Source organism: Trueperaceae bacterium (assembly GCA_019454765.1).
In the GTDB taxonomy this organism is placed as follows: domain Bacteria; phylum Deinococcota; class Deinococci; order Deinococcales; family Trueperaceae; genus JAAYYF01.
This window is the reverse complement of sequence record JACFNR010000069.1, coordinates 1-9,230: the sequence shown is the minus strand read 5'-3', so window position 1 is coordinate 9,230 and position 9,230 is coordinate 1. Positions and strand designations below refer to the sequence as shown.

11 protein-coding genes and 1 other annotated feature are annotated in these 9,230 nt (G+C 65.7%); of the genes, 1 reads left to right on the top strand and 10 read right to left on the bottom strand.

What is annotated here, in order from left to right:
• Nucleotides 1-50: 50 nt before the first annotated feature.
• The 5 genes from H3C53_12885 to H3C53_12865 all read right to left on the bottom strand — a co-directional run bounded on the left by H3C53_12885 (nucleotide 51) and on the right by H3C53_12865 (nucleotide 5,371).
• Nucleotides 51-1,115, bottom strand: a complete 1,065-nt coding sequence (locus H3C53_12885) for a substrate-binding domain-containing protein (protein MBW7917560.1) — start codon at nucleotides 1,113-1,115, stop codon at nucleotides 51-53.
• Nucleotides 1,116-1,263: 148 nt separating this feature from the next.
• Nucleotides 1,264-2,262 carry an ABC transporter permease gene (locus tag H3C53_12880; GenBank protein MBW7917559.1) on the bottom strand — a complete coding sequence of 333 codons (999 nt, stop codon included), beginning with the start codon at nucleotides 2,260-2,262 and terminating at the stop codon, nucleotides 1,264-1,266.
• A gap of 22 nt (nucleotides 2,263-2,284) precedes the next feature.
• Nucleotides 2,285-3,787 carry a sugar ABC transporter ATP-binding protein gene (locus H3C53_12875; GenBank protein MBW7917558.1) on the bottom strand — a complete coding sequence of 501 codons (1,503 nt, stop codon included), beginning with the start codon at nucleotides 3,785-3,787 and terminating at the stop codon, nucleotides 2,285-2,287.
• 482 nt (nucleotides 3,788-4,269) lie between these two features.
• On the bottom strand, nucleotides 4,270-4,626 hold the full coding sequence (locus H3C53_12870; protein ID MBW7917557.1) for a hypothetical protein: 357 nt from the start codon (nucleotides 4,624-4,626) through the stop codon (nucleotides 4,270-4,272).
• Nucleotides 4,627-4,639: 13 nt separating this feature from the next.
• A complete protein-coding gene (locus tag H3C53_12865) occupies nucleotides 4,640-5,371 on the bottom strand; it encodes a hypothetical protein (GenBank protein MBW7917556.1) in 732 nt (243 codons plus the stop codon).
• Between the two features lie 126 nt (nucleotides 5,372-5,497).
• Between H3C53_12865 and H3C53_12860 the strand changes: the two genes are divergently transcribed.
• Nucleotides 5,498-6,283, top strand: a complete 786-nt coding sequence (locus H3C53_12860; protein ID MBW7917555.1) for a hypothetical protein — start codon at nucleotides 5,498-5,500, stop codon at nucleotides 6,281-6,283.
• Nucleotides 6,284-6,485: 202 nt separating this feature from the next.
• On the opposite strand, the gene H3C53_12855 is transcribed toward H3C53_12860, so the two are convergent.
• From H3C53_12855 to H3C53_12835, 5 genes are all read right to left on the bottom strand, one after another.
• Nucleotides 6,486-7,019, bottom strand: a complete 534-nt coding sequence (locus H3C53_12855; protein MBW7917554.1) for a DUF3486 domain-containing protein — start codon at nucleotides 7,017-7,019, stop codon at nucleotides 6,486-6,488.
• Between the two features lie 12 nt (nucleotides 7,020-7,031).
• On the bottom strand, nucleotides 7,032-7,265 hold the full coding sequence (locus H3C53_12850) for a hypothetical protein (protein MBW7917553.1): 234 nt from the start codon (nucleotides 7,263-7,265) through the stop codon (nucleotides 7,032-7,034).
• 2 nt (nucleotides 7,266-7,267) lie between these two features.
• Nucleotides 7,268-7,615: a hypothetical protein gene (locus H3C53_12845; GenBank protein ID MBW7917552.1), complete on the bottom strand. Its 348-nt coding sequence runs from the start codon at nucleotides 7,613-7,615 to the stop codon at nucleotides 7,268-7,270.
• Between the two features lie 5 nt (nucleotides 7,616-7,620).
• On the bottom strand, nucleotides 7,621-7,899 hold the full coding sequence (locus H3C53_12840; protein ID MBW7917551.1) for a hypothetical protein: 279 nt from the start codon (nucleotides 7,897-7,899) through the stop codon (nucleotides 7,621-7,623).
• Nucleotides 7,900-7,932: 33 nt separating this feature from the next.
• Nucleotides 7,933-9,173 (bottom strand): IS3 family transposase gene (locus H3C53_12835; GenBank protein ID MBW7917550.1). Its coding sequence is split into 2 segments (ribosomal slippage): nucleotides 7,933-8,894 and nucleotides 8,894-9,173, totalling 1,242 coding nucleotides; the frame shifts between segments, so codons are not numbered across the junction.
• Nucleotides 8,764-8,895 (bottom strand) — a sequence feature (AL1L pseudoknot). It overlaps the preceding gene by 132 nt.
• Nucleotides 9,174-9,230 lie beyond the last annotated feature (57 nt).

The following is a 9,230-nucleotide window of genomic DNA, read 5'->3' as shown; positions in this document are numbered from 1 at the left end:
ACTTGCCGGAGGGGAGCGCGCCCCCTCCGGCAAGTTCGTCGCGCGGCCGGCTACTTCGCCGCGGGGCAGCTGTACGCGTTACACACGTCCTGAGCGTTGTCGGCCGTCACCTGTTCGAACGGGAGCACCAGCCAGAGGGGCGGGTTGACGTGATCGACCAGGATGCTGTGCGCCCACTCGATGGCCTGCTTGCCGCCGGTCGGGTAGACGTGAGTGACGTCCAGGCGCCCCTCGAGCACCGACATGATGCCGCCGTCTGGCGTGGGCAGCGCGTCGATCCCGACGAAGAGGACGTCGGCGAGATCGACGCCGGCGTCGCCGGCGGCGATGTAGGCGCCCTCGGCCATCGGATCGTTGTGGCCGTACACGACGTCGATATCAGGATGGGCCTGGAACGCTGCGGCGGCGGCCGGCAGGGCCTTCTCCCTCAGCCACTCGGCGTCTTGCGAGAACACGATGTTCGCCTCGCTCAGGCCGCCGGCGGCAAGGCCGGCACGGAAGCCGTCACCGCGGTCCTGCGCGGGCGGCGAGCCGGTCAGGCCGCGGATCTCGGCGATCTTGCAGTCGGTGCGACCGTTGTCGGCGCACCACTTGGCCACGTACTCGCCGGCCGCCTGGCCGATGGCCACGTTGTCGGCGCCGATGAACATGGAGTAGTTGGGGTCGACCAGGTTGCGGTCGAGCACGATGACGGGGATGCAGTCCTCCCACGCCTCCTTGACGATCTTGTTGAGGGGCGCGGCCTGGTTGGGCGAGATGATGAGCAGGTCGATGCCCTGCACGAGCAGGTTCTCTACGTCGCTCACCTGGTTGGCGTTGTCTTGCGCGGCGTCCTGGAAGACGACCTCGAACTCCGGGTACGCCTTGGCGGCAGCAGCGATCTGGCTGTCCATGGCCTCGCGCCACGGCTCGGCGCGGTTGGCCTGCGACATGCCGATCAGGTAGGAGCTCTTGGCCTGCGGCGCCGGGCAGTTGGCCGGCAGCGGTCCGCCGTCACGGACGCCCTCCTTGACCGTTCCGCCCACCAGCAGGTCGGCCGTGTACGCCGTCCAGTCGCCCTGGGCGTACGCCACGGCCAGGACGGCCACCAGGATCATCGGTATCAGCCTCTTCATGTCCCACCTCGTTCCCTTGATTGAACGCCTGAATGTCGAGTAAGGGTCGCCTCTCCGTCGCGCTGCTACAGCCGGGCACCTCCCCACTTGGCTACCGCGCCGCCTCCCGTACGCTCCGGCGGGGCGAGCATCGGTTCGGAAACGTCCTTCACTCCACGGACCTCAGCCGGAACTGCTGCAAGGCCACGGCGCCAACTATCAGAAGGCCCTTCACCACGAGCTGGATGTTGGAACTCACGTTGTTGAGGCTCAACATGTTGTCGAGCACCCCCAGGATGAAGGCGCCCACCACGGCCCCGGCCACGGTCCCCTTGCCACCGAAGAGGCTCCCACCGCCGATGACCACGGCCGCGATGGCGTTCAGCTCGTAGGTCACGCCGTCGTTTGGGCTCCCCTGGTTGAGCTGCGCAGCGTGGAGGATGCCCGCCAGCGCCGCCAGCATGGAGCAGAGCATGAAGGCGAGGACCTTGAGCCGCTGGACGCGGATGCCGGAGAGGCGCGAGGCAGTCTCGTTCCCGCCGATGGCGTACAGGTAGCGCCCGAAGCGGCTGTAGTGGAGGACCACCCCCACGATGATCGCCACCCCGAACATGAACAACGACGGCACGGGGATGAGCCCCCCGATCCGCTCGCCCAGGACCTCGAAGCGCGGGTCGCCACCCCCCGCCCCGTAAGAGAGCGGCACCGCTATGTCGTGAGACCAGTAGCGGGCCACCCCCCTCGCGATACTCAACATGGCGAGCGTGGTCACGAACGACGGCACGTTGAAGCGCTCCGACACCCAGCCGTTGAACCAGCCGGCCGCGAGCCCGATGAGCAGGACGACGAGGATGGTCGGCAAGGCGCCCCACTCGCTGCGCATGAGCAGGAACGCCGACCCCGTGGCGGCCAGCGCCAGCACCGAGCCGACCGACAGGTCGATGCCCGCCACCAGGATGACCAGCAACATGCCGACCGCGAGGATGCCCGTCTCGGAGACGTCCCTGAAGACGTTGCTCAGGTTGCGCGCGTTGAGGAAGATGAGCTTGCCGCCGCGGCTGGGCGAGAACGATATCGATAGCAACACGACGATGACCAGACCGAAGTAGCTCTGGAACCTGAAGACGAAACGCAGGGCGTCTCGCCAGCCACGCCGGCGCCTCTGCATGTCCGTGGTGGTCATCGACACCTCACGCCTTCGCACCGATGAACCTGGTGGCGGCTTCCATGATGGCTTCCTGGTCGAACTCGCTCCTCTGGAACTCGCCAGACACGCGGCCCTCGCATAGGACGTAGATGCGGTCGCATACGCCGAGCAGCTCGGGCAGCTCGCTCGACACCACGAGGAACGCGGTGCCGCGCGCGGCCAGGTCCCTCACCACCTCGTAGATCTCGGCCTTGGCGCCCACGTCGACGCCGCGCGTGGGCTCGTCGAGGAGGAAGAGCTTCATCTCCCTGAGCAGGTACCTGCCGAACACGACCTTCTGCTGGTTGCCGCCGCTAAGGTTGTTGACCACGGCCTCCGGGCCGGGCGTCTTGACGCTGAGGTCATCTATCACCCGCTTGACGGCGCGTGTCTCCTTGCCGCGGTCGACGAGGCCGAGGAGCCGGACGAAGCGCTCGAGCGTCGCGAGGCTCATGTTCGACCGGACCGACATCTCGAGGACCAGGCTCTGCAGCTTCCGGTCCTCCGCCACCATGCCGATCCCGGCGGCGATGGCCTCGCGGGGAGAGGCCGGAAACCCGGTCACGCCGGTGAAGCGCATACTGCCTCGCCTGTTCCTGGCGTGCGAGACGCCGAAGATGGCCTCGAGCAGTTCCGTTCGTCCCGAGCCCATCAACCCGGCGACGCCCACGATCTCGCCGGCCTTCACGTTCAGCGAGACGTCGCTGAGCGACTGTCGGCCGATCTCCCGTAGCGACAGGCCCTCTATCTCGAGCACCACCTCGTCGCCGGGCGCGCCGCGGTCGGCGCCGGTCTCCTGCAGCTCGCGGCCAACCATCAGCGAGATGAGCCGGTCGCGGGTCATCTCGCCCGCCGGCGAGCTACCGACGGTCTTGCCGTCGCGCAGGACGGTGATCCGGTCGGCGATGGCGAAGACCTCGTCGAGCCGGTGCGAAATGTAGATGATGGCTACGCCGCGCGCCTTGAGCGTGCGGATGGTCTGGAACAGGTGGGCCACCTCGGCGCTGCTCAGGGCAGACGTGGGCTCGTCCATGATGAGGACGCGCGCGTCGTGGTTGAGGGCCTTGGCGATCTCGACGAGCTGCTGCCTACCGACCCGCAGGTCCGACACGAACGTGTTGGCGTTGATGTCAATACCGAGGTTGCCGAGGAGCACGGCGGCCTCGCGGCGCATCTTCTGCCGGTCGATGGCGCCGAACCGCATGATGGGCTCGCGGCCGAGGAAGATGTTCTCGTAGACGGTCAGCTCGGGCACCAGGTTGAGTTCCTGGTGGATGATGACGACCCCGTGGCGCTGCGCCTCGCGGGTGTTCTGGAAGACCACGGGCTGACCCTCGAACAGGAGCTCCCCCTCGAACGTCGGGTAGACCCCGCTCATGATCTTCATCAGCGTCGACTTGCCGGCCCCGTTCTCGCCCACGAGGCAGAGCACCTCGCCACCGCGGACGTCCAGACTCACGTCGGACAGCGCCAGGACGCCAGGGAACCGCTTGGTGATGTGCTGCATGCGGAGGATGGGGCCGCTGCCGGCATCGGGAGCGACGGTGGCGTTCAGCACGGGTGCCTCCGGGGTCCGTCCACAGGGCGCCCCGTTGCAGCTGGGCGCGGCGCACGGCCAGACCTCGGACGTGGGCTCGTGTCTCCAGGGAACCCCTTCAGCGCCTCAAGGCTGGACGTCGACTCGCTACTCTTCACGCCTGGCTTCCGTCCGTGCTGGGTTATGCAATCGTTTGCGGCTGTCTAGCGCCTTGTTAAGCCTGAGTATGTCCCCTACCTGGTGGCTGCAAACGATTGCACGTGTTTGTTTCCGTAAAGGTAGCACCTGAACGGGTCACTGTCAATCGGTCGCATTGACTCAATTCTTTTCAAACCCAGGTGGGGGTCGTTTGCTCATTACTCTTTCCGACCACGGAGCCGCAGCGTGGGAGAACGGTTGGCCTTGGCGTTACCAGTACGCGTGCGTGCACCAAGGCCATGCGGGAGCCGAAGTCACGATGGCCGGACGCTATGCAGGTCCGTGCGAACGACGCTCGACACCGGCACGCGCACGCCGCGGTCCGCGAAGGCGCGCCTGAGCGTCGTCGCCCTGTCCGACTTGACGCTCGCGGGGAGCGGCACCGCCTCCACCTGCGCGAAGCTCTGATTGGCCTCCTCCGCCATCTGCATGCCCAGGCCCGTGGCATTGGTACACACCCGCCGCATGCGCGGCAGCAGCCCGTGCAGCACCTCCCGCTGCTCCGCGTAAGAGGTGCTCGCGAACTCGATCACGCGCCGCAGCCAGTTGACGTCCCCCACCAGCCGCAAGAGCCACATGACCACCAGGTCACGCCGTCGACCGTTATCCACGCCCAGGTAGAGGTCACCAGCAGTCGGGTCGATCTCCGCCAGCAGCAGGTCCTTCGTGGCGGCCGCGTCCTCGCACGTAGCCAGCAGCTCGTACGAGAGGTAGCCGGTGGCTTCCTCGAGGGACTGCAGGTACTCCTGCTGCCACGCCAGCTCGTCGTTGGGGCCCTCCCGCAACTCCTACGGGTCGACCCGGCAAGCAGTCGACCACCGCCTGATAGTTGTCCGTGAAGTGCCGCGTCCACACGCCGCGCCCACCCAGCCGCTCCGCGCCCTCCCACCAGCGGTAATACACGGCGCTCTTACCCTGCGGGGTGCTCGCCACGCGCAGCTTCAAGCCGCGACTCTCTGTGATCGACGGGAAGACCTCCACCCAGATTGCCGCCGAGTCAGGGTGGAACGCGAACTTGTCAAGCGCCACGTTCGCCGGGTAACCCCGCGCGGTGCTCGGGTTCGCCAGCAAGAAGATCAACTGCGTCCCGTTCTGCAAACGCATCAACAACTGTTTGTAATGCGTGCCGTCCTGGTCGAGAAAGTCAACGTTCAACTCGGCAGCCGCGATGTGAATCGCCTCGAGATGCAAGCGCTTCTTCTCGGCCAACTCGAGCGACTGCCGCTCCCCCGCCGAGAGGAACACCCAGGTGGAGCGGCGCTGCACCGCATCAAGCACCGCCTCGAGCGTCAACGCTAAGCTCTTGCAGACCTGCCGACTGGCGAGCCAGATCTTGAAGCGACTCGCGTCATCCACCAACGCCGCTGATAGGGCAGTAATATCGGGTTCGGCACAATCGCACCTACTCGGGCCGGTGGCACAGCGCGTGACTACCGGCAAGACTGGACCTGCAACTACTTGATTCGGTTGGCGTCGACCCTCTTGATCATCACCGCCCTAGCGGTAGTTGCCGCTATCGTCGGCGCCGACGTCATCGCGGCCATCATCACTCGCGTCGGCTTGGCCGGATTGGGCCCCTACGCCACACAGGCCGGTGTCCACGCTGGCGACTTCGATCCGACAACCCTTGCTGCGCTACGGGTCCAACTGATAGCCACCGTGGTTTCGTCAGCGGCAGCCTGCATCGCGTTGATACTCAACCTGGTTGACCGCGTCGCGAGCCGGACTCCGGAGCTCGTGATCCTCACAGGGCCTGCGGCGAGACCGAAGGTCGTGAACGCCAGCGCCGTTCACGCCCTAGGGGTCATTATCGACGCAATCGTCTTCAGAGCCCGCGTCCACGTACTCGGGCAGCCCCCGTTCGCCGTAGAGCTAGACCCAAGCAAACTTCACGAAGCCATAGGTCACATGCCGCCCCAATCATCACGTGAACTCGACAGCATCCGCGCAGCCCTCTACGCAGAGGCCGAATCCCTGGCGAGACAGCAAGTCATCGCAGCTGGCGGTCCACCATGGCAGTTGCAGCCCAAAGTCGAGGTCGAGCTGGCGCTCAGGATCACCTACACACCACGCAATCGCCGCGCTCTAACCACACGTACGGCTTCACTCGCCGAAGGCTATGCCATGCTGATCACCTTCGCGTCCGGATCATCCACGCCCTCGGGGGCTATCGTCTCGCACGTCAACTACACGCGCGACGCGGTACTAGTACCGACACTCCCCACTCGCATGCGCCGCGCATTCACTAGAACCCGCTGGCAAGAGTAACCGCCACCCCGGCCCCCTCTCAGCGACCACCGCGCCGCGCTCGGAAGGTTGACGCGCGCATGATGCTCCCAGTCTTAGGGCACCGGATCCACAGTTGGCCAGGATCGCTACGGTACCGGAACACCTGACCCCGCCCCGGCGCGTAGAAACGAACGCAATGCGGGTCGCGCTCACGCTCACAGTCTCCTTAGGAGACGAGGCCCTACACCTCACGGCGGATCTTCTCGAGCACAACCGGCGCCAACCCGGCCGCCGAGAGCTTGTCATCGATCGTCTTCGCCACCTCAGGCGACAACGCCGCCTCGGCCCGCTCGAGTTTCAGCCCCACCTCCGCCGCTCGCAACGCCACCCGCAAGAGCCGCTCCGGCCCGATCTCACGCACGTCCATATCATCCAGCAACCGCAGCGTCTTGGTGACGATGACGTTCGCCACGGCGCTGTGCAGCGTTAAGCGGCGGCCGGTGGCCTCCGCGATGGCGTCCATGTGCCGCTGCGTCTCAAGCGCCATCTGCAGCGACGGCTGCAAGTGGTTATGCCGGTGACGACTCAAGCTCGAGGCGGTCAAGGTCACGCCCTCACCGGCCGCGAACTCGATGATCGCCTCGTACGTCAAGAGCTGGTCGTCGGGTCCGCGCGTCTCCCCCAGGAGCATCGCGTCCACCGCTTTACGGACCGGGCTGGTGCACACCTTGCAGCGCCGCTCCGTCAACAGGAACGGGGTGTGGTCGATCTCCACGGCGCGTCCTCCTCACTCCAGCAGCAGCTGCGCCGCCGCCAGCAGGCACGCCGCCAAGCCGAGCAGGAACGTGCCTGACGCCAGGAGCAGCATCCAGATGGGCGTGGCTTGCGGGCGGGCTAGGGTCTGCGACACCAGCTCACGCAAGTGCGCGATGTCCTGCCGCAACTCCCCGAAACCGTGCGCAGTCGCGACCTCCAGGCTCCCCACCTTTTCCTCGAGCCGTCCGATCCGACCCTCCTCCACGATCAAGCCTCACGCCGCCGCGTGAACGAGATGCTCGGATCACTCGCGACACCCTCCACCAGGTCGATACCCAACGACAGCAACCGTAGCGACACGAAATCGCCGCTCCCGTCATGCCGCCACGTCACCCTGACGGCCGACTTCTCCTCCAACACCCGCAAAGCGCCGCGCAGGTCCTCGTTTGACGGCAGCTCACTGGCATGCTCGAGCGTGCCGACCAGCACGCCGCGGCTCACGGTGTAAGGGTCTTCAGGGTTCCCCGCCTCCGACATGGCCGCGAGGTACAAGAGCTGCAAGATGCGGCCCCGCAACTGTCGAAGGCGGGCAGGGTCTAGACGTCTGAACACGATGCCTCCTAAGGCAGACGGCCGAACAACAACACCGTCCCCTGCAACGCGAGGAACCACTCACCAGCCCGGAAGTCCCGACCGGCATACACCCCCAGGCGGCTCTCCACCACCTGACCGAACAACTCACCACTACCGAACACCAAGTAGGCGCCGGCGAACACCTCCGTCGCACTCCGCCATCGCGCCTCGAGCCCGACCTGACCCGTCTCCACGTACGCCCGCGCGTCCAGCACGTCCCGGCGGCCCGTCGCGTACCCCAATGGGTTCGCGACGAACTCCAACACTGAGCTGTACTGGGTTTGATGGAGGCTCTTTACTCACGCAGCCTGCCTCAGCAGGTCTTGCCGGTGATTGTAATCTTCCTCGAACTCAATGGGGCTCAGGTAATCGAGAGCTGAGTGCAGGCGTTGACGGTTGAACCAGTTCACCCACGCCACCGTCGCCGTCTCCACCTCCTGCCGGGAAGCCCAGGTCTTGCGGTCGGCATGGATCAGTTCGGTCTTGTACAAGCCGATGGTGCTCTCCATCAACGCATTGTCATACGCGGTACCGACCCGACCGATACTGCCAGCAATGCCGTGGTCGACGAGCTTCTGGCTGAACGCCAAACTGGTGTACTGACTGCCGGCGTCGGAATGATGGATGACGCCTTCGCCGGTGAACTGCGGATCGAAACGCCGGCGCGTCGCCACCGCCTGATCCACTGCCTTCAAGACGAGATCCGCGTTTTGGCTGCTTTGAATAGTGAAGCCGAGGATGCGCCGACTGCCGGCATCCTGTAAGAAGGAGACGTACACGGTGCCTTCGTTGGTCCGGACGTGCGTGAAGTCCGCCACCCACACGACATCCGGCGCGCCCGTATCCCATTGGCGCCGCACCAGGTCGGGGTAACGCTCCCGACCCGCCTCACGCTTGGTGGTGATGATGCGCTTCAGGCGCGAGCGGCCCTTAACCCCAGCCATCTTCATGAGGCGCGCCACCTGGTCACGGCCCAGCCCGTGCTGCAAGCGGTTCAAGGCACGCTGCATCTTCCTGACCCCGTAACACGAGTAGTTGGCGCCGTGCACCTGCCGCACGATCGGCACCAGGCGCTCGTCACACAGGGCGCGCGCCGACGGTGGCCGCTTGACGGCGGCGTAGTACGTGCTCGGGGCGATCTGGATCTCCATCTCGTTGAGGACCTCACAGATCGGCTCGACCCCGAAACGCGCCTTGTATGCGCTGATGTAATCCACTACTACCGAAGTTTGCGGTCGAGCTCCGCCGCCGCGAAAAAAGCGCTGGCAGTCTTCAAGATCTCGTTCGCACGCCGCAGCTCCGCAACCTCCTTACGCAGCGCCTTGATCTCCTCGCGTTCGGCGGTGGTGAGGCCCGGCTTCTCCTTAGCGTCGACGCGCGCCCTGTCAACCCAGCCGCGGATCGTGTCCGGCGGCACGCCAACCAGATCACTCAAGTGCCGCAACGACGCCCTAGCAGCCTCCTGCGGCTCAGCTGCGCGGCGCTCGTAGAACATCCGGACGACCCGATCCCTAGTCTCCTGATCGTACTTGAATCGCATGCTCCATTCTCTCCTTCCGCGTGAGAACGGAGCCTCTACCAAACCCAGGACGCTTCA